The organism is Candidatus Avedoeria danica, assembly GCA_016703025.1.
Classification (GTDB): Bacteria; Chloroflexota; Anaerolineae; order Epilineales; family Epilineaceae; genus Avedoeria; species Avedoeria danica.
Window position 1 is genome coordinate 228074 of record JADJCV010000003.1, and the last position, 21148, is coordinate 249221.

Here is a 21148-nt window from a genome sequence, read left to right on the forward strand (position 1 = left end):
TGGGGGGTAAGACAGCGGGGGGACGATTTCGGCGACATGTGCGTTCGGTGACAGGACTGCGCGCCATCGCGACAACCGCCGGTAGGGGCAGCCTACCGGTCGTTGTCGCGAGAGGCGGACGCCCGGGTCGGCCGATGGCTGGGGATCATTCCACCAACCGCCGCGCCACCGGCAAATACACCGTCGTCCGCCCCCCCGTGACCACCGCGACCACCTCGCCGACGAACGTGTGGCCGTTGGCGGTCGTCGCCTCGGCGCGGACGGTGTAGCGGCCGGGGCGCGTGTAGGCCAGCGTCGTGCCTGGCGCCGTGGTCGTGACGAAGGGACGGCCATCACCGGCGTCCCATCGCCAGCGGACGATCGTCCACGGCGTGCCGTCCAGCGGCGGCATGGAGGCCGACACGTCGAGCGCTTCCGGCCGGTCGTCCACCGGCGTCGTCGCGACGACGACCTGGCCGTCGTCCGGCTCGTTCGCCCAGCCGACGATGTCGCCGAGGAGCTCGGCGCGCGAGAGCGTGTCGTCGCCCGTGGCCACGGCCTCGATGCTGAAGCCGGCGAACATCGCCCGCCACGGGATGCCGGGGGCGCGGGTCGGTTGCTCGAGCGAGGCGTCGGCGGATACGCCGGTCATCGCGCTGCCGCCGCCGTCGATCTCGATGAAGCTCCGGACGTACGGGAAGATCCGGTCGGCGACGCCGACGGCGCCGAGGCCGGTGTCCGGCGGCTGCACGTTGCCGACGGCCTGCGTGCGGAGCGTGGCCAGCGGCGCGCCGAGGTCGACGACGGCACCGAGGCCGGCGGCGTCGGGGCTGGCGACGGCGGACAGGCGGATCGGCTTGTCGAACAGGCGGACGGGCTGGAGGCGGCCGGTGAGCGGCGCGTTGTCCGTGCGGAGGTCGAAGCCGGCGAAGTAGCGGGACAGGAGGGTCATCGCCCCGCTGTTCTGGACGTCGAGCGCCGTGCCGAGGCCGTGGCTGTAGCCGGTGCCGCTGACGAGCATTCGTCCGCCCCCGAGCAGGTACATCTGGAGGGCCGTCATCCCGCCGGGCAGCCGGTCGAGCGGCGCATCGCCGTCGCCGCACGCCACGATGACGAGGCGGTAGCCCTGGAGGACGGACAGCGGCGGCGTGCCCGGGCGCTCGCCGCCGGCGACCGTCCAAACGTCGTAGCTCACCCCGAGCGTGTCCAGCGCCGCCGTCCAGTAGCGGCCGTTGTCGGCGCCGTCGTCGAAGCCGCCGCCCCCGCCGCCCGGCAGGCCGGGGATGCCCGGGAAGCCGCCGCCGCCGGGCCGGGTCTTGCGGCGGACGTTCACGACGAGGACATCCTCGACGCGCGGTGCGACGCGGAGGCGGTACGTGGCGTGGACGCTGCGTTGGCCGCGCGTGAGGACGATCCGGCCGTCGTAGGCGCCGGGCGCGAGGGCGGTGGGGTCGAGGACGACCGCGATGTCCGCGGCGCCGCCTTCCGGCACGGCGATCGTCGCACCTTCCGGGAACGAAACAGGTACGGGGGCCGGGCCGGTGCCGGGGGCGTGCGTGAGCGTCCACTCGGCGGCGCCTTCGGCGGCTTGGCGGACGTCGGCCAAGCGCAGGCGCAGGGTCCGCGTGCCGATCGCCGATCGTGTCGCGTCCGTGCCTGCGTCCAGATCGGCGGCCGGCGGCATTTCGTCGGCCGGCGTCAGCGTGCCGAGGTCGAACGACGGCGGGTCGATGAGGAGCTGCGGGTCGATCGCCGCGGCCACGTCCAGTCGCCCAGAGCCCTGCTCGGTGGCCGGGGCGAGCGCACCGCTCGTGCCCGCCCCGACGGCGACGTCGACCGTGCCCGAGATCCGCGTCGTGGTCATCAGCGCCGCCTTGACCTGGTCCGGCGTCCACTCGGGCCACGCCTGTCGAACGACCGCCACGGCACCCGTCACGTGCGGGCTGGCCATCGAGGTGCCGGAGGCGGTCGTGAAGCCGGCCGGGGCGCCGGTGATCGCGTCCGTGCTCGTCGAGAGGATGTTCGTGCCGGGTGCGGCCAGGTCGGGCTTGAGCGGGGCGAAGCGGGCGGTCGTCGAGTCGGGGGCCGGGCCGCGGCTCGAAGTGCTGTTCACGACGTCGACGCGGGCCGCGTCGAAGGTGGCCTCGGGCGTCGTGTCGTAGATCAACTGGAGGGAGGCGTGGGTCTCGGCGTAGGCCACGAGGTCCGTGGCGCCTTGGCCGCCGATGATCGCGATCGGCGGCAGCGTGACGCCGGCCGGCAGTTGGCCGGCGATGAGCGGCATGAGCTGGCCCATCAGCTCGACGAGCGCGGCCGTGGTCTGCAGATCGCCCGTCGTGTGGAAGACGACGGCTTCGGCCTGAATGGTGGCGGCGTTGATGATCTTGGTGACGAAGGCCAGCTGCGCGGGCAACGGGAATGGGATGAGCGGCGACTGCGTGGCGCACGCGCCGTCCCACGGGCCGAGGAGGATCTTGCCGCGCCCGCCGAGGCCCATCTCGATCAGGTTGCACATGTCCGTCTTGAACGCCGGGCGCTCGAGCCGGGCGACGGCCTTGCCGAACGTCTGGTAGGCCGCCGGGTGCTTCGTCAGCTCGACAGGCAAGCCCGCGTCCTTGGCGAAAACGTAGTACGCGAAGCCGCGCCCGGTCTCGCTGTTGGCCACCGTGATGACCTCGGGGATCATCTGGTGCGGCCCGCCGAGCGTCGCCTCGCCGTTCGCGCCCGAGTTGCCGGCCGCCGCGACGACGACGACGCCCGCGTCGTGCGCGTTCTTGAAGGCCACGCTCACCGGGTGGTGCGCGGCCTGGTAGATGTTCATCAGCGCCGTGCCCCACGAGTTGTTGATCACGTCCGCCCCGTCCAGCACGGCGTCGTCGATCATCCGCAGGATCTCGGGCGTGTAGGCATCGCTGAACTTGTAGGCCATGACGTAGGCGCCCGGCGCGACGCCCGAGAGCTCGAGCTGCCCGGTCCCGGCCGTGCCCGGCGCGCCGAAGATCGAGACCCCGGCCGCCGTGCCGGCGACGTGCGCGCCGTGGAAGCCGGCGAGGCCCTTGGCCAGCGGGTCGTAGTCGACCGTCGGGTCCGTGCCCGCGGCGACGTTCTCGGGGTTGGCGTACGTCCGGGCGACGATGACCTTGTTGTTCGTGTACTCGGCCACCTTCTCGGCCGGAAACGCGGTCACCTTGTCGCCGACCGTCACCGTGCTGCGCGGAAAGCCTTCGGGCGCCGTGAAGCCGCCGTCGTCGAAGAACGGGTGGGCGGCGGTGATCCCGCTGTCGATCACGGCGATCCGGATCCCGCGGCCGGCCCGCATCTGGCCGCCGATCCGCGGATCGGACCACGCGATGCGGGCGCGGATGAGCGGCAGGCTGGCGTCCATCAGCGGTTCGACCGGCTGCTCGCGCGTCACGGCCACGACGCCCGGCAGGCGACTGGCCGCCGAGGCCTGCTCGGGCGTGAGGCGCACCGTGACGCCGTTGAAGACGACGTCGTAGTGGTAGAGCGCGGCCGCGCCGGGCGCGACGGCCTGCAGCGAGGCGATGAAGGCGTCCTGGGCGCGCCGCAGCACTGCGCGGTAGGCGCCCTCGGGCGGCGCGAGGCGGGCGGCCTTGGCGGCGGCGCGCATCGGGACGGAACGGGCGGGGCGGACGGCGAGGGGGGCGTCGGCCAGCTGGACGATGTAGCGGGAGGTGGCGGCGACTGAGGAGGCCGTGTCTGTAGTGCTTGTGCCGGCTGCGCTTGTGCCGGCTGCGCTCGTACCCGCTGCGCTCACATCTGATGCACCCGCGATCGTCGACTTCGCAAGCGCGGACGATGCGGTGACGCGGCTCGAGGCAGCGTCGGCGGTGGCCATGCCGAGCAGCGTCGCCAGGAACAGACAGCGTACGGCAGCGGAGGCGCGGACTGGGCGGCGACACGACATCGAAGGCTCCTCGAGACAACGGAGTGCGGATTTCAGGTTCGGATGATAGCCGAGCGCCGGTCGGACGGTCCCGGGCGGCGGCCCGCAGATCAAGCCGTGCATGCCCAACGGCCTATAATGGCCTCGGCGGCGCCGATGAGAGCACCGCGTTTCCCTCTGAGAGGGTCCAGCCGATGACGACCGCGCCCATCGCCCCCCCCATCGCCCCCCCCACCCTGTTCGACAACCGCCCCCTGCCCTACACCCCCGCCGTCGCCGCCGCCACCGCCGACGTCCGCGAGCGGCTCCGCGACAGCGTGCCCGACATCGAGTGGCCGATCGTGGCGCCGCTCATCGCGCGGATCAACGAGCTGAAGCGCGAGCGCAACGCGATCATCCTGGCCCACAACTACATGCCGCCGACGATCTATCACGGTGTGGCGGACCTCCGGGGCGACTCGCTGGCGCTGGCGCAGATGGCCAACGAGACGGCCGCCGAGGTGATCGTCCTGTGCGGCGTGCACTTCATGGCCGAGACGGCCGCCATCATGAACCCTGAGAAGACCGTCCTCATCCCGGACCTGCGCGCCGGCTGCTCGCTGGCGGAGAGCATCACCGCCGCCGATGTGCGCCGACTGCGGGCCGAGAACCCCGGCGTGCCGGTCGTCACGTACGTGAACACCTCGGCCGAAGTGAAGGCCGAGAGCGACATCTGCTGCACCTCGGCCAACGCCGTCGAGGTCGTCGAGTCCCTCGGCAGCGACCGCGTCCTCTTCCTGCCGGACGAGTACCTGGCCGCCTGGGTCGCGACGCAGACCAAGGTCGAGATCATCGATTACAAAGGCCACTGCATGGTCCACGAGCGCTTCACCGCCGCCGATCTGGACGCATTGCGCGCCGCCCGGCCCGGCGTCCTCATCCTGTCCCACCCCGAAAGCCCGCCCGAGGTGCTGGCGGCCTCCGACTTCGTCGGCTCGACGAGCGCGATGATCAAGCAGGTGGCCGCGCGCCGTCCCGCTTCGGTCGCGCTGATGACGGAGTGCTCGATGAGCGACAACGTCGCCGCCGAATTCCCCGAACTCGAGTTCATCCGGCCGTGCCAGCTCTGCCCGCACATGGGTCGGATCACGCTGCCCAAGGTCCGCGTCAGCCTCGAGACGATGACGCACCGCGTGACGGTCGACGAGGCCGTGGCTGCGCGGGCGCGACAGGCGGTCGAGCGGATGCTGGCCGTCGGGCGCGGCAAGCGTGGCTGACCCTTCGGGCGCAGGTGCGACGTCGGCCCGTGCGACGCCGGCGGCCGGCACGGTGACCGGTGACGAGCACGAACGAGACGGTGCGGTCGCGTCCTTCGACGTGATCATCGTCGGCGCCGGCGTCGCCGGGCTGACGGCCGCGCTCGGCCTCGCCGGCGCGCACGGGCGCCGCGTCGCCGTCGTCACGAAGACCGCGACGCTCGTCGGCGGGTCGAGCGTCTACGCCCAGGGCGGGCTGGCGGCGGCCGTCGGGGAGGGCGACACACCCGCCGAGCACGCGGCCGACACGATCTCGGTGGCCGGCGGGATCGCCGTGCCGGATGTCGTCAGGGCGCTCACGGCCGAGGGACCGGGCGTCGTGGCGCGGCTGCTGGCGCTCGGCACGCCCTTCGACCGGGACGCGGACGGGACGCTCCTCCTCGGGCGCGAGGCGGCGCACAGCCAGCGGCGGATCCTGCACGCGGACGGCGATGCGACGGGCGGCGCGATCGTCCGGACGCTGGCCGGCGCGGTGTTGGAGGCGCCGGGGGTGGACGAGCGGACCGAGCATGCCGCGTTCGCCCTCGTCGTCGAGGGCGGTGCGGTGGTTGGAGTCCGCGTCGTCTGCCCGGACGGGCGGGTGCTGGCGTTGCACGCGCCGGCCGTCGTGCTGGCCACGGGCGGCATCGGCCACCTCTTTGCGAACACGACGAACCCGCCCGAAAACACCGGCGACGGCCTGGCGATGGCTGCCCGCGCCGGCGCCGTGCTGGCCGACCTCGAGTTCGTTCAGTTCCACCCGACCGCGCTGGCCGCGCCGGGCGCCGACCCGCTGCCGCTCCTCACCGAGGCGCTGCGCGGCGAGGGCGCCGTCCTCGTCGACGAGCGGGATCGCCGCTTCCTGGTCGACGAGCACCCGCTGGCCGAGCTCGCGCCGCGCGACGTCGTGGCCCGATCGATCTGGCGCCAGCTGGCCGAGGGCCACACCGTCTACGTCGACGCGCGCACCGCCGTCGGCGACCGCTTCCCGACGCGCTTCCCGACGGTCTTCCGCCTCTGCCAAGCGTTCGGCCTCGACCCGCGCCGCGACCAGATCCCGGTGGCCCCCGCCGCGCACTATCACATGGGCGGCATCGCCGTCGACGGCCGCGGCCGGACGTCAATGCCCGGCCTGTGGGCATGCGGCGAGGTGACGAGCACCGGCGTGCACGGCGCGAACCGCCTGGCGTCGAACTCGCTCCTCGAGGCGATTGCCTTCGGCGGCCACGTCGCCGACGACATCGCCGGGGGCGGTGCCGGCCCGTGGCCCTCGCTGGGCACGTTCGACCCCGCGGCCGCCGTTCATTCGACCGATCGCACCCCAGATGCCGTCGCCGATCCTCCGCCCACCCCCACCCCCACCCCCATCGACATCGCCACCCCCATCGACATCGCCACACCCACCGATATCGACATCCCCACCCTCACCGCCCACATCCGCCAAACCGCCTGGGACGACGTCGGCCTCGTGCGCGATGCGGACGGCCTTCGCGCCGCCGAGCGTGCCTTCGCGGCCGCCGAGGCGGCACTGGCCAACCACGGTGCGGTCACGGTTGCCGTGATCGAAGCGCGCAACCTGGCCCTCGTCGGGCGCATGGTGGCGCGGGCCGCGTTGGCGCGCGAGGAAAGCCGCGGGGCGCACCACCGGAGCGACTTCCCGCTGCCCGACGATGCGCGGTGGGCGCGGCGGCAGTTCGTCGTGCTGGAAACGGGGGATGAGGTGCGATGAGCGCGACGCTCACGTCTCACGACGGGGTGCCGTTGCTCCCACCGCTGGTGTACGAGCCATCGCTGCGCGCCGCGCTGGTCGAGGACTTCGGACGGGCGGGCGACATCACGTCCGCGGCCGTGATCCCGGAGGCGGCGACGGCCAGCGCGCGGATCGTGGCCCGTCGGGCGGGCATTGTGGCTGGGCTCGACGTGGCGGCGGCGGTGTTCAGGATCGTCGACCCGTCGATCCGCGTCTCCCTCGGTTCACGCGGCGGCGACAGCGTGGCCCCCGGCGCGCTGCTGGCCGCCGTCGACGGGCCGGCGCGGGGCATCCTGTCGGCGGAGCGGGTGGCGCTGAACGTGCTCGGACGGATGTGCGGCATCGCGACGCTGACGCGCGCGTTCGTCGACGCCGTGGCCGGGACGGGCGCGCAGATCACGGACACGCGCAAGACGACGCCGCTGCTGCGGGCCCTCGAGAAGCACGCGGTACGCTGCGGCGGCGGCACGAACCACCGCTTCGGGCTCGACGACGCCGTCCTCATCAAGGACAACCACGTGGCCGTGGCCGGCGGCGTGGTGGAGGCGGTGCGGCGGGCGCGGGCGCACGTCGGCCACATGGTCGTCGTGAGCGTCGAGGTGACCGCGCTCGAGCAGATCGACGCGCTGCTGGCCATGCCCGAGCGGCGGACGGCCGATGTCGTGCTGCTGGACAACATGGATGTCGGGATGCTGCGCGAGGCCGTGCGGCGGATCGACGGGCGGTTCGTCACCGAGGCGTCCGGCGGGATCACGCTGGCGACGGCGCGCGATGTGGCGTCGACGGGCGTGGACTACCTGTCGGTGGGGGCGCTGACGCACAGCGCGGCGGTGTTGGACGTGGCGCTGGATGTGATCGTGGGTTGACCGCCGCCCACCGACGACGGGCCAATAGGTCTGCCGCGGCCTAATGATGCCCGCTGGAAGAGGCACGGCGTGCCGTGCCCCCTACCGGCGATTGCGGCGAAGGCCGGCGGTCGAATGTCGGCCCATCGGCCTACGGCTGCCCCGCCTGCCGACAACCCACGATGTACATCGGTCCGTTCCACATCGGGTGGTACGGCACGTTCGGGTTGCGGACGGACAGGCACTCCCGTGGCGGGTTCGCCGCTCCGACGCGCCGGGCGACGTTCAAGCCGAGGCGCCAGCCGTACACGCCGTCCGGGTGGGCGGCCGCCGCGTCGAGGATGGCGGGCGGAAGCAGGCGCCGCGCCTCGGCGCAGATGCACCGGGCGGGGGCGGTGGGCGGCGGCGTCGCGCTCGGGACGGGCGACGGGCTGGCGGCCCGGGTCGGTGTCGCGGTCGGCGCGCCGTTCGGCGTCCGGTCGCACGGCCACGTGACGAAAACGTCGGCGTGGCCCTCCACGTCGTCCGGCACGATGTTCGTGGCCGCCGAGGCCCAGGCCACCTGCCGACCGTCCGCGGTGATCGAGAGGTCGTCGTGCATCGTGCCGCCGGCCGGCCGATCGGCCGGCTTGCCGTCCGGGGCAACGCTGATCCGGCGCCACAGGTGTTCGACGCGGTCGTGCACGTAGATGTCGGCGGGCGGCATGCCGGCGCCGGGCGCCGCCGCAGCGCTGCCGGCAGCGTACGCCACGTAGCGCCCGTCGCCCGAGAGGACGGCGACGCTGCCGATGGCTGGGACGATGCGCCCGTCGGCGATGGCGCCCAGAGAGATGAACCGGTCCGATCCGCGGTCGCCCAGAACGAGGCTCTGCACCGGGGCGCCACCCGCCGCCGGGACGACCATCGCGCCGAAGACGACGATGCGGCCGTCGTCGCTGATCGTTTGGCGCCCGGCGAGCGCGCTGGTGACGATCCGCCCGCCTGAGAGCGATCCGTCGTCCAGTCGGTCGGTCACGCCGAGCTGGCGATCGACGACGTAGACGTGCGACTCGCCGTCCGCCGGCGGGGCGACAAGGTTGGTGGCGCGCGACGCGAAGACGACGAACCGTCCGTCGCGTGAAAGGGCCACCGCCTCGGCGCCGTCGACGCCGACCGCGCCGCTCGGCCCGTCCGGTTCGTCCGGTCCCCCTCGGCTGATCCGCTCGACGGCGCCGGTCCCGAGGTCGGCCACGAAGACGTCGGCATCTGCGCCGGCGTCGCCGGTCACGAGATCCGCGCTGGTCGACCAGAACGCCGCCAGGAAACCGTCGCGCGACAGCGCCGGCCAGCGCGAGGCGCCGTCGCTGCGGGTCGCGCCCGCCGCCCGGTCGACGACGTTGAGATCGAAACCGTCCAACCGCTGCGTCAGCACGCACGGCCGTCGCGGGATGGCCCCCGGCGCGCCGCAGCGCCACGGCGCGTTGAGCGTGGCGCGGCTGGCGAGGGCGACGAAGGCCACCGTGCTGCCGTCGCCCGACAGGAACGCCTCGTCCGCGCCGAACGCGCCGTCGTCCGCCGCGGCCGGCGACCCGCCGACCCGGTGCGTGATGCCGCGGACCCGATCGCGCACGAAGACGTCCCGGTTCCGGTTGTCGTCGCCGGACACGAGGTTGCCGGCGACCGACGTGAACACGACGTGCTGGCCGCTGTCGCTCATCCCGACCGCCAGGCTATCGGCGTCGGCGGCGGCGCCGTCGGCAGCCAGGCTGACGCGCTCCGTGCAAACGCTGGGCTGGCCCCACCAGCCGGCCCGTTGGGCGGCGGCGGGTGCGGCAGACGTTGCGACCAAACACCCGACGAGGGCGGCGGTGGCCATGAAGCGGCGGTGCATGCGGGCGTCCTTGCGGTCGAGGGCGGTGGGCTTTCTGAGCCGGCGTAGCGCCGTTCGTCAGGTCCTCGACACGTGGTGGCGGGCGAAGGTTCCATGGCAGGTGCAGTGCCGGCGGGTCGGATCCACGGGGTCGTGGATGGTGGGGTCGAGCATGTCCGGTGGCAGGGTATCAGTCGCGTCGCGCGACAGGAAGGTACACGGTGACCGACGGTCCCGGATCGTCGAACATCGTCGGCGTCGGAAGCGTTCCTGCCGTTGCAGTGACGGACGACGTGGAAGATGGACGCGGGGTCGCCGAGCCGGCCGCAGGCGTGTCCGTCGGCGGCACGCCCGGGGGCGACCTGAGGCCCTCGTCCGTCATCCGATCGATCTGGATGCAGCGGACCTGTCCGGCGAGCCCCATCCGGTCGTCGTAGATCGCCCGCACGGTCGATTGCCGGTCGGCTGGGGGGGCGGAGAGCTCGAGCGTTCGGCTCGGGTCGTCGAGCGTGAAGCCGCCCTCCCAGCTGTTCGGGGCGACCGTCCCGCACAGCCATGCCGCGCGCGAGCCGTCCAGCATGCGCAGCCGCCGGACCAAGAGGTCGGCGTCCGTCTCGATCCAGATCGTCGCGCCGCCCGGCCGCTCGTGGACGCGGAAGCTGTGGGGCGCGCCGGGCGTGAGGGGCGGCGTCGTCGGGCGGGGCGTGCCGGCTGTGGGTGTCGGGCGGACGGGCGTCGCGCCGCCGGGTGTGGCGGTCGGTCCGGGTGTGGCGGTCGGGCCGGGCGTCGGGGCGGGCGGCCAGGCGAGGGGCGGTGCGGGCGGCGCGGCGGGGTCGGCGACGAACCACGGGCGGGCCGTCGCGTCGCGGCGGAAGAAGTCGTCCAGGAGCGTGGCCACTTTCAGGCGGCCATCGGGCGAGGGGTGCGTGCCGTCGTCGACGAAGTCGCTGCAGGCGTACCACAGGCCGTCGGCGCGGGCGGTCAGGCCATCGGCCCAGAGGTTGGGGCCCCACAACAGGGCTGGCGCGACGACGGCGCCTTTGGCCGAATCGGCGTTCAGCGCGGCGTCGCCGTCGACTTGGCGGCGGATCAGCCACTGGATGCTGAACGCCGACTCGTAGGCGTACGGTTCGGGGTTCAGCGTCGTGGACGCGTAGCCGCCGTACGTCCGGTTGCCGAAGTAGGCCAGCTGCACGTTCGGAAACCGCGCGGCGGACAGGCGGACGATGTCGCCGAGCTCGTCGGCGAGCGTCTGGGCGTAGGCCGGGAAGCCGCTGCGCGGGCCGGCATCGGCCTCCTTGATCCAGAGCGCCTGCACCTGGGCCGCCGTGACCCCCGCCGCCTGCAGCCGCTGGTCGACGACGCGCCAGAAGTTGGCCGACGGGTCGCGGATCACGGCCGCCGTCTGCCCCCCCTGGGCCCCGTCGACGATCGTCAGCCGCGGGTTCAGCCCGCCGTTCGATGTCGTCAGTGACGCGAACCGGCTGAACGACTGCGTCGCGTTCGACATCCCGAGGCTGAGCAGCACGATCCGCCCGTCCGCTGCCGGCGTCCCATCCGCCGCGCGCGGCGCGATCTGCGCGGCGCGCGCGGCGGCGAGCGCGGCATGGGCGGGCGGCGGGACATTGGCGCCCCGGCCGTACAGGCCGCCCGCGAATCCCTGGTACATCGCGCCGCCGAGGGCGTCGATCGGGATGAGGCCGGTGGACGTGCCGGCGCAGTTCGCAAGCGGGGCGGCGCTGGCCGGGACCTCGCCCGCGGGCCGCGCGGCGGCGACGGCGAGGCAGGCGAGCGCCGCGCACGTGCAGCTCACCACGAAGCGAATCGCGGCGTGTCTCGAGGATTGAAGCGGGTTCCACACAGCGGCCCTCCCGTTCAGCGCACCGTCGGCGCCAGGCACAGCCCGACGCAAGGCAGAACGCGACGCGGTCAACCAGCGATAGATCGCCCCGCCCGTCGGTCGTCGATCAGCGCCGTCTGCCGCTGTACCCGTACGGCAGGTAGATCGGACCCCGCACCCCAACCGCCGTCTCCGTCGGTTCCGGACTTGGCGTGCCGCCGGCCCCGGGTGTCGCGCGCGGCGACCACAGCGTCGGCGTCGCATCGGTGGGGCGGAAGGGCAGGATGTCGGTCGGTGTCGGTCCCGGCTCGAGGCAGGCGGCGACCACGACCTCGTCGTCGCCGTCGATGAAGCCCGAGAGGTCGACGTCGGCGCGCGGATTCCAGCGGCGGCCGCCGGGAGCACTGCCACGGGCCGAGAAGACCGCTGAAAGATCCCCGCGGGTGATCTTGCCGTCCGCATTCACGTCGCACCGGTCGCCGCCGGCCGTCGCGGCGCGGCTGGTCACCGGATCGATCTCGACATCCGTCATCACCGCCAGCGGCCCATCGGCGGCGATTGACACCCAGCCCTGCCACGGCTCGCTGAGGCAGTCCGTCACGTAGTGGGCGTATGTCTCGCCCGAGGCGAGGGCGAACACGGAGCATCCGCTCACGGTGCCGTCGTCGCCGTGGTACGTCAGCCCGAGGCTGACGCTGCGCTCGCCCGCGTTCTGGAGGTAGATCACGCCCTCGCGCCGCCGGCTCGGATCGGCCGGGTCGTCGACGGAGCCGAACGCGCGGGCCACGGTGTAGACGTACCGCTCCGGTCGGGTCCGGCCGCGGACGACGTCGGCCAGCGGCACGGCACTGTAGTTCGCCACGTCCTGGACGCCGACATGGCTGATGTTGTCGCAGGTGCGGGCGACGACGGCCGAGATCGGCGCGGCGACGTCGGCCAGCCGGAAGCCGTGGACCGGGCCGCCCGTGCGCAGCGCGAGGGCGAACCGACGCCAGGCATGGCAGTCGTCGACGAGGCCGCCGTCCTCGCACAGGACCTCGGCCGCGGTGCGGGCCTCGTCGGCGACGAGGCCGAGGGCGTCGAGCGAGGCGCCTTTCAGGCCAAGGAGGACCGCCGAGGCGTCGCCGGAAACGTCCTGGCTCTGGAAGTCCCAGCTTGCGCCGGGGGCGATGAGGGGCGAGCACGCCGTCAGCGTCGGTCCGGCGCACTCCGGATCGAGGAAGCCGGCCTCGAAGAACGAGACGGCCACCGCCTGAATGGGCACGCTGTCCCGGTTCGTGACGCGCACGTCCGGCAAGCACGCGGCGTCCAGCCCGACGTAGGACAGCGTCGGCGCGAACAGCACGGCCTGCGCGAGGCGCCCCTCGCCCGCGGCGGCCGGCGGCGGCTCCGGCACCGCCGCGCACGGCAGCGGCGCGCCCATCGACGCCGACGGACGATCCATGGGCAGCGCGAGGGCGGCGGCGATCTCATCGCCCGGCACGTCCTCGCCGGCCGGTGCGCCGCGGCGCGTGATGACGGTGACCACGAGGCTGCCCGGCGGGCCGATCGCATCGGGTGCGGGGTGCCACGCCGTGGCGACGATGACGGCGGCGCCGAGCATGTCGGACGGGAGCCCAGGCAGGTCGGCGATCGAAAGGACGTCGCTGTGGCCGCTCTGGATCGTCCGGCAGGCGCCGCCGACGATGCCGTTGTGGTCGTACGCCAGGACGGAGTAGTCGAGCGCGCCGGCGACCGTGCCGACGAGCGAGATGCTGAGATCCTGCGCGTGGCTGAACGTCTCGAGCGCGTCGACCGCGGCGGGCACGGCCAGCGGCGCCATCGCGGCGACGTCGGCGGCTGCCGTGACGGGGAGGGCGGGGACGGCATACGCCTGAAGAGCGCTGCCGCCCAACAGCGGCGAGGGCATGGACACCTCGACGGTCGCCGGCAGCTGCGCGGCGCCGGCAACGTCGCCCGCCGCATCGATGCGCACGAGCAGGGCGCCGCCGGCCGGATCGTCCGCGGCAGCGGTTCGGCTGAGCGTCGCGCTCCCTCCTGGGCACAGCGGTTCGCCTTCGACGACCCCTTCGATGTTGCCTTCTGCGTCGAAAACGGTCAGTCGCGGCCGGACGGTCAGCGTCCCGGCGTTGACGACGTGCGCCGAAACGGCATGGGCGCCGGCCGCGAGGAGCACGCTGGCGTAGCGGGCACCGGCACGTTCCGGTGCGCCGACTGCGGCGGCCAGTGACACGTCCAACCGCACGCTGTCGCCCTGAAAGTCCTCGGCGGCGACGACGAACGGTTCGTCCGCCTCGATGATCGCGCTGCCCTGCCAGCCGTCGTCGACGGCATCGCCGATCTCCACGAACCCGGCGTCGCCGGGCTGAAGGTGGATCGTCTTGACGGACGGGTCGGGCGCGCACGCGCCTTGCGCCTGGAAGCGGACGGCCACGGACGCCCGGCGGCGGCCGACGTTCTGCACGTAAAGCACGGATACGCGGCTCGGACCCGTTCGGAAGCTGTACAAACCGCCAACGACCGTCCGGTATGCGCTCTCGCTCGCAGCCGGCACGCGCGGTGCGTCGTAGCCGCCGGTGTCGTCCGCGCCGGGCGTCATGTTGCCCGGGCAGGTGTGGTGGACCTGGACCCGCAACGGCTCGCCGGCGAGGGCGCCGAGCGGCAAGCCCTGCCACGTGCGGCCGCTCCACCACGCCGCCAGGAAGTCCGACCAGGCGGCGTTACTGGAGCGGGTGACGCGGTTGAGCTGCTCGCACAGCCGGTTGGCGGCGATGTCGTCGATGACCGCGTCTTGGGATTCGTCCACGATGTCCGCCAAGCGGTCGGGCGCGACGCTGAAGACAAGTGCGGCGCGCCGGCCGACGCGGGTGGGCGTGACCCGCTGGCGGGCGGTGAACGCGCCGCCGCCCGGCGTCGGCGGGGGGTTCGGGTCCACGCCGTCGGGGATCAGCGCGCCGACCATGTGCCAACTGCTGCCGGGCTGGATCAGCCCGGTGCACATCACCCCGACCGGGAAGCTGTGCAGCGGATCGCCCGCCGCGCCCGGCGCCGCGCCGCCGAGGACGACGAGCACGGCCTGCGTTGCCTCCCCGCCGACGTTCTGCACGGCCAGCCATGACTCGCAGACGTCATCGTCCCCGCGCTTGTCGAGGACCGGCACGGCGTACACCGGGCCCGGCTCCGCCTGGGCGGCGACGGTGTGCAAGGCGGCGTCGTCGAGCGACTGGCGTCCGACTTGGCGGCCGGCCGTGAACCCGGTGGCGGCGGCGGCGACCGCGGCGGTGGTCAAGGCGGCGCGGGCGGCCGCGGCGAGCAACGGGCGTCGGATCGACATCGGCGGGGCTCCTCGGTTGGCGGCGGCCCTTGCGCGGCATGGCGTGTGGGGATTCGACACCCAACGGATGGGAAAGGATGCCTGGCCCTTCCGGGCGGATCGCCCGAGCGCCGGCGCCGGACGACTTACGGCCGCGGCTGCCGGAGCAACCGCGGCAGGAAGAGCCGCTCCTGTACGCCCACGGTCGGCGGCGGCGTCGACGTCGGCGCCTGGGTGGGGGCCAGGGTGCCGGTCGGCGTCGCCGTGGCCGTCGTCGGCAGGGCGGTGTTCGTCGGCGTGGCCGTCGCGTTCGGGTCGGCGGTCGGCGCCGGCAACGCGCCGCGCACGACGGGGCCGGTCGACAGCGGGTTCGTGTGCCGATCGACGACGATGGCGAGCGGCTGCTCGGATGTGAGGACGACGGTGCCACGCCACGGGGCAATCGGGCCCGGCCGCGGGTCGTGCGTGCAGTCGATCACGTCCAGCTGATACGTTTCGCCGGGGCTGAGGGTGGTGATGTCGCACCGGCGAGGCGGCGCCGTGGCGGAGAGGAACTCGGCCGTGATCCCGGCGCAGCGCGGGCCGGCGTTCTGGAGGTAGAGGATCGGGCCGAACCCGTTCAGCAGGCCGGGCGTATCGTCCACCGGAACGCTGAGGTCGTCCACGCTGTAGACGAAGCGGTCCGGCTGGGTCTCCGCCACCAGCGCCACGGCGGCGGACGGAGCGGTGTAGCGGGCCGTGCCGGCCACCCTGTCGTTGCCGCTGCAGCTGCGCTCGACCTCGACCGTGATCGCCGGCCCGACGACGTGGGCCAGCGGCAGGCCGTCGAACGCGGCGCCGGCTTGCCACGCCAACCAGAACTGGCGCCAGCCGGCGCAGCTGTCCGTCAGGCGCGGGCTGGCGCAGAGCACCTGCGCGGCGGTGCGGTTGTCGCCGAGCGCGAGGCCCAGTTCGGCGAGCGACCGGCCGTCCAGGCTGAGGGTGACGCCGCCCACGAACCCCTTCGTCCCGATACGCGGCTCGGTGAATGTGAACGATGCGCCGGGGGCGATGAGCGGGGTGCAGCGGACGGCCAGGGGCGGGGCGCAGTCGGGGGAACAGAAGCCAGGCTCGCCGAAGAGGATGCGCACGATCTGCGCCGGCAATTGGCCGCGGTTCGTCACCGTCAGCGCGGCGCTGCAGAGGTCGTCCTGGCCGATGTAGGTCAGTACGGGCGCGAACGCCGCTGCGCGCAGTGCCGGCGTCGTCAACTGGCCGGGGAGCGGCGCCGGCTCGACGGCTGCGCCGCACGGCGCCGCCGCGACCGACTGCGACCACGCCGCGTCGAGCGAAGCGGCTTCGACGGCCGCCCATTCGTCGCCCGGCACGTCGGCGCCGAAAGCCGCGCCCTTCGTCCAGAGCGCCGTCGCGATCAGGTCGCCCGGCGCTCCGTCGCCGCCCCAGCCGGTCAGCCCGACGATGGCCGAGGCTTTGAGCCCGTCGGGCACCCCCGGAACGGCGTCGAGCACGACGATGTCGGTGACGCCGTCGTCGACCGTCCGGCAGAGGCGCCGGACGAGGCCGTTGCGGTCGTACAGTTGAACGACATAATCCCAGCGGCCACCGTTCGGGCCGGCGCGTGCGACGCCGATCGCGTGGGCGATGCCCGAGTTGTGGAGATCGTCCAGGCTGGACGGAAGGGCCAGCGCTCGGACGTTGTCCCGCGTCGTCGCTTCGGAGACCGGTGCGGCCGCGACACTGTACAGGCCAAGCGCCTTTGGCTGTCCAGCGTCGTCCAGCCCCGACACCATGACCGTAGCGGCGACGGATCCGCCGTCCGCGCCCGGCCCGTCGATCCAGGCCAGCCAGCCGCCGGGCCCATCGCTCGGGTCGACGACGACCTCGACGCCGGCCGAAACGTGCCCGCCCGGGCAGAGCGCCGGCCCGTTCGCCAGCGCCGTGAGCACCGGCCCGTCCATGCCGCGGGGCCCGAGCAGGCGGGCGCGGGGCGAGAAGGCGGTTCGGCCGTTGTTCACGAGGTCGAAGGCGATCCGGAAGCGGCCGGGGGCGAGCGGCAGGACGGCGGCGAGCAGCCTGTCGTCACCGATCGAATCCGCCACCGGCGCCGAGGCGACCGCGTCCGTCGTGATCCAATCGGCGTCGGCGGGCTCGTTTACGAGCGCGAACGGTGAGTTGCCCGTGACGACGACCTGGCCGCGCCACCCCGGTGGGGCCAGGGTGAGGTCGAAGGGCGCCGCTTCCGCCGGCCGGAGCACGAGCGTCTGGGCCGTGCCGGACGGCGCGCAGGCGTTCTCGGCTTGGTAGGCGATCTGGAACGCGCCCGTGAGGGCGCCCGTGTTCTGGGCGTAGACATGGCCGCCCTGGGGCCATGGTTCGGCGCCCGTCGGCCGCACGACCGGTGCGGTGACGGCTCGGTGGCCGGCGGCGGCGCTCGGCACGACCCGGGGAGCGCGGTAGGCCGAGGTGGTGTCCGAACCCGGTGATTGCTGGCCGGGGCAGCTGCGGTGGACGCGGACCTCGAGCGGTGGGCCGGCGACGCGTCCGAGCGGCAGTCCCTCCCAGGCGGCGCCGGACTGCCAGGCCGCCAGGAACGCCGCCCAGCGGTCCGGGTCACCGTCGACACGATCGGTGAGCAGGAAGCACAGCCGGTCGCCGATCGTGTCGTCGCCCAGCGCCGCGTCGGCGCCGGCCGCGGTCAGCGTTGCGCCGTCGAGGCTGAGGACGATGCCCGAGCGGCTGCCCGTGGCCACTTGGGCGCCGAAGAAGTTCCAGTGCCCGCCCGGCCGCAGCAGGCCGCCGCAGGCCACGCCGGCCGCCATGTCGGTCGTGCGCCGGCCCGGGAAACGCGTTTCCTCGGCGGGGCCGACTCCGACGCGCACGTACGCGACGACGGGCTGGGCCGGGCGATTCCCGACGTTCTGCACGGCGATCCACGATTCGCAGACGTCGTCCCGACCGAAGTGGTTGAGCGTGGGCAGGGCGTAGGCCGGGCCGGAGGCGACAGGTGCCTGGGCGTGGACGGCGCGCGGGGCGCGGCGGGCCGGCGCACCTCCCGCGCGTGCGGCCGTGCGCGGCCGATCACCCTCCGTCGCCGAGTCGGCCAGCGCGCGGCCGGCGATCAGGCCGAGACCGAGCGCAGCGGGCGCGGCGAGCGCGAGGAGGGTGCGGAGAACGTGGGGCGAACGGACCGTCGGCACTGCGAAACGGCGCGGGCGTGGTGGCTGCATCGATCGACCTCCGTTGACGATGGCCGCCCTGCCTCGGGCGGGCGGCTGTGACGCGGACGGTGCGGACATGCGCGGCGTCGGGGATATCGACACACGAGCGAGAACAAAAGGTGCCATCCGAACCGACGCCTACGGCTGCGGCTGCCGCAACAGTTGGGGCAGGAAGAGCCGCTCCTGAGCGTTCTCGGTTGGTGACGGAATCGACGTCGGTGCCTGGGTGGGCGTCGCGACGCCGGTCGGCGTGGCCGTCGCGGTCGGCCGCGGGCTCGTGCTCGTCGCCTCGGACGTCCCCAACGGATCGACGGTCGGCGGCGGCAGCGCGCCGCGGTCGACGACGCTGCTGGACATCGGGTTCGCGATGTGGTCGATGGCGATCGCCAACGGCTGGTCGGACGAGAAGACGAGGGTGCCGTGCCACGGACCCTCGATGCAGTCGCGCGCATCGAGCTGATACGTTTCCCCGGGGCTGAGCGTGGCGATGTCGCACCGCCCGGCCGGCGCCGTCGAGGACACGAACATGAAGGTGATGGCGGCGCAGCGCGTGCCCGCATTCTGGATGTATGCGACAACGTTGTCCGTCTTTGCCGGCCGCTCACTGCGCGGGATGCGGATGTCCGCGGCGCTGTAGACGAACCGGTCCGGCTGGGTCTCGCCCGCCAGCGCTTCGGCGGCCTGGACGGCCGGGTAGCTCGACGGGCCGCTGGCTGCCGCATGGACGGTTTCCGGGCAAGTGCGCGTCACGACGGCGCCCACGCTGCCACCGACGACGCGGTCCAGCGGCAGGCCGGCGAACGTGCCGCCGGTCTGCCAGGCCAGCCAAAGCCGCCGCCAGCCGTTGCAGCTCTCGGCCAGCGTCGTGCTGGCGCACAGCACCGCCGCCGCTGTCCGGTCGTCGCCCGGCGCGATGCCGAGGGCGTCGAGCGTGCGGCCGTCCAGGCTGAGCATGACGGCGCTGTTCGGACCAGGCTGCTCCACGAACGTGAAGCCGGCGCCCGGTGCGATGAGCGGCGAGCACCGGATCGCCGTCGGCGGTGCGCAGTCGGGCTCGCAGAAGCCGGGCTGTCCCCACAGGATGCGGACGATCTCGGACGGCATCGTCCCCTCGTTCGTGACGCGGACCTCGGCCGTGCACACCGCGTCCTGACCGATGGACGTCACCACGGGCACGAACAGCGCGGCGCTAAGCCGTTGGGTGTCCAGGATGGGCGGCGGCGCCGGCTCGGCCTGCGGCCCGCACGGCGCAGCGGCCGCCACTTGCGACCACGCCGCATCCAACGGCGTGCCGGCGACGGCCGCATGCGCATCGCCCGGCAGATCGACGCCGATCTGCGTCCCCTTGACCCAGACCGCGGTGACCGCCAGATCGCCGGGCGGCTCGGCGCCGTCCCAGCCGACGGCCGCGACGACGGCCGCCGCTTTTGTGCCGTCCATCGGGCCTGCCCCGGCCGACAGGTCGACGACGTCCGTGGCGGCATCCGTCACCGTCCGGCAGATCCGGTCGACGAGCCCGTTCCGATCGTACAACTGCACGACATAATCCATACGCCCGGCGCCCGCACCGGTCCGGGCCACGGCGATCACGTGCCCAATGCCCGAGTTCTGGAGATCGTTCAGCGTGGCCGGCAGGCCGATCGGCCGGATGTCGCTCATTCGCGCCGTGCCGTTCGCCGGCCGGGCCGTGATGTCGTAGGATGCACGGACCGCGCCGCCGGGATCGTTCGAACCGCCGGCGCGAACGGCTTCCACCTGCACCTTCGCGATGAACGCGCCGGCGCCGCCCGCGGGCGGTCCCTCGATCCAGACGAGGTACGCGTCCAGCCGGCCGTCCGCAACGGTGATGTGCGTCGCGGTCCAGTTGCCGCCGGGACAGAGACTGCCGCCGGAGATGGGCGAGGCGATCGGCGCGCCGGTCCGCCCGGCCGGGCCGTACACGGTGACGCGCGGCGCGAACGGGCTCCGGCCAGTGTTCACGATGTCGACCGTCAGCCGGTGCGCGCCGGCGACGAGCGGGACGACGGCCGCCAGCGGGCCGTGGTCGCCGGCGTCGGTGCCGACCGGCGTCGAGACGACCGCCTCGGCCGAGCACAAGTCGTCGACGGCCGGCTCCCCGACGAGCACAAACGGCGCATCGCCCTCGACGATCGCCTGGCCGCGCCAGCCTTCGGGCGAGCGCATGAGGTCGAAATCGGCGGCGTCCAGCGGCCCGAGCACCAGCGTCTCCGCCGGCGGCGGCGGCGCGCACGCGCCGGCTGCCTGGTAGCGGACGCGGAACGTGCCGCTCACGGCGCCGGTGTTCTGGACATAGAGCCCACCACCCCGCGGCCTCGTCCGGACGATGACCGGCCGGGACAGCGTGGCGAATACGGCCCGGTGGCTGCCGGCGGAGCTCGGGACGATCCGCGGGGCGGCATACGCGTCCGTGATGTCCGTCCCCGGCGACTTCTGGCCGGGGCAGCTGCGGTGAACGTGGATGTTCAGCGGCGGACCGGCGATGCGCCCCAGCGGCACGCCCTCCCATGCGGCGCCGGACTGCCACGCCGCCACGAATGCCCGCCAGCGGGCCGGGTCGTCCGCGACGCGCGTGCGGATGAGCTCGCACAGCCTCCCGCCGACGACGTCGTCGCCGGCGCTCGTGTCGGCGACGGCTGCCGTCAGCGTCGTGTCGTCGAGGCTGAGCACCACGCCGGAGCGGCCGCCCGTGGCCACCTGGGCCCCGTAGAAGTTCCACTGGGCGCCCGGTCGGAGGAGGCCGCCGCAGCTCACCTGGCCCGGGATGCCCGGCCACGGATCCATTCGATCCGACGGATGGATCGTGCCGGTGGTCGACGGCTCGATCAGGAACGCGATGACGGGCTGCCCCGGTCGATCGCCCGCGTTCTGGACGGCCACCCAGGACTCGCAGATGTCGTCCTGATGGAAGAAGTTCAGGACCGGCAGGGCGTACGCCGGGCCGGAGGAGGCGGGCGCCTGGGCGTGGACGGCGCGGGGGGCGGGTGCTGCTGTGGGGATCGCGGACCGCGCCCCAGCCCAGCCGGCGACCAGCGTGGCGGCGATGGCGATGGCGAGGGAGGCGGTGAACAGCGGTCTGCCGTGTCGGGGCTGGCGGGGGGGCGAGAGGAGGGTACGGATCGATGTGGACACGGTCATGCCTCCGATGCGGTGTA

9 protein-coding genes are annotated in these 21148 nt (G+C 73.7%); 3 read left to right on the top strand and 6 right to left on the bottom strand.

Annotation, left to right across the window (positions count from 1 at the left end; translation table 11 throughout):
• Nucleotides 1–145 precede the first annotated feature (145 nt).
• Complete coding sequence (locus tag IPG72_02825) at nucleotides 146–3907, bottom strand: S8 family serine peptidase (GenBank protein MBK6767965.1); 3762 nt, start codon at nucleotides 3905–3907, stop codon at nucleotides 146–148.
• A gap of 173 nt (nucleotides 3908–4080) precedes the next feature.
• Here IPG72_02825 and nadA point away from each other — a divergent pair, with 173 nt between their 5' ends.
• The 3 genes from nadA (at nucleotide 4081) to nadC (ending at nucleotide 7776) form a co-directional block, all read left to right on the top strand.
• Complete coding sequence (gene nadA, locus IPG72_02830) at nucleotides 4081–5142, top strand: quinolinate synthase NadA (protein MBK6767966.1); 1062 nt, start codon at nucleotides 4081–4083, stop codon at nucleotides 5140–5142.
• 100 nt (nucleotides 5143–5242) lie between these two features.
• Nucleotides 5243–6889 (top strand): L-aspartate oxidase, encoded by a 1647-nt coding sequence (locus IPG72_02835; protein ID MBK6767967.1) that lies wholly within the window; start codon nucleotides 5243–5245, stop codon nucleotides 6887–6889.
• Nucleotides 6886–7776 carry a carboxylating nicotinate-nucleotide diphosphorylase gene (nadC, locus tag IPG72_02840; GenBank protein ID MBK6767968.1) on the top strand — a complete coding sequence of 297 codons (891 nt, stop codon included), beginning with the start codon at nucleotides 6886–6888 and terminating at the stop codon, nucleotides 7774–7776. Before IPG72_02835 ends, nadC begins: the two co-directional genes overlap by 4 nt.
• A 130-nt stretch (nucleotides 7777–7906) precedes the next feature.
• Here nadC and IPG72_02845 read toward each other — a convergent pair whose 3' ends face one another.
• From IPG72_02845 to IPG72_02865, 5 genes are all read right to left on the bottom strand, one after another.
• A complete protein-coding gene (locus IPG72_02845) occupies nucleotides 7907–9625 on the bottom strand; it encodes a hypothetical protein (GenBank protein MBK6767969.1) in 1719 nt (572 codons plus the stop codon).
• A gap of 169 nt (nucleotides 9626–9794) precedes the next feature.
• Entirely contained in the window at nucleotides 9795–11417 is a 1623-nt protein-coding gene (locus IPG72_02850) for a hypothetical protein (GenBank protein ID MBK6767970.1), read from the bottom strand.
• Nucleotides 11418–11571: 154 nt separating this feature from the next.
• Complete coding sequence (locus tag IPG72_02855) at nucleotides 11572–14778, bottom strand: hypothetical protein (GenBank protein ID MBK6767971.1); 3207 nt, start codon at nucleotides 14776–14778, stop codon at nucleotides 11572–11574.
• A 125-nt stretch (nucleotides 14779–14903) separates the two neighbouring features.
• Nucleotides 14904–17984 carry a hypothetical protein gene (locus IPG72_02860; protein ID MBK6767972.1) on the bottom strand — a complete coding sequence of 1027 codons (3081 nt, stop codon included), beginning with the start codon at nucleotides 17982–17984 and terminating at the stop codon, nucleotides 14904–14906.
• Nucleotides 17985–18113: 129 nt separating this feature from the next.
• Nucleotides 18114–21125 carry a hypothetical protein gene (locus tag IPG72_02865; protein MBK6767973.1) on the bottom strand — a complete coding sequence of 1004 codons (3012 nt, stop codon included), beginning with the start codon at nucleotides 21123–21125 and terminating at the stop codon, nucleotides 18114–18116.
• Between the last annotated feature and the right edge of the window lie 23 nt (nucleotides 21126–21148).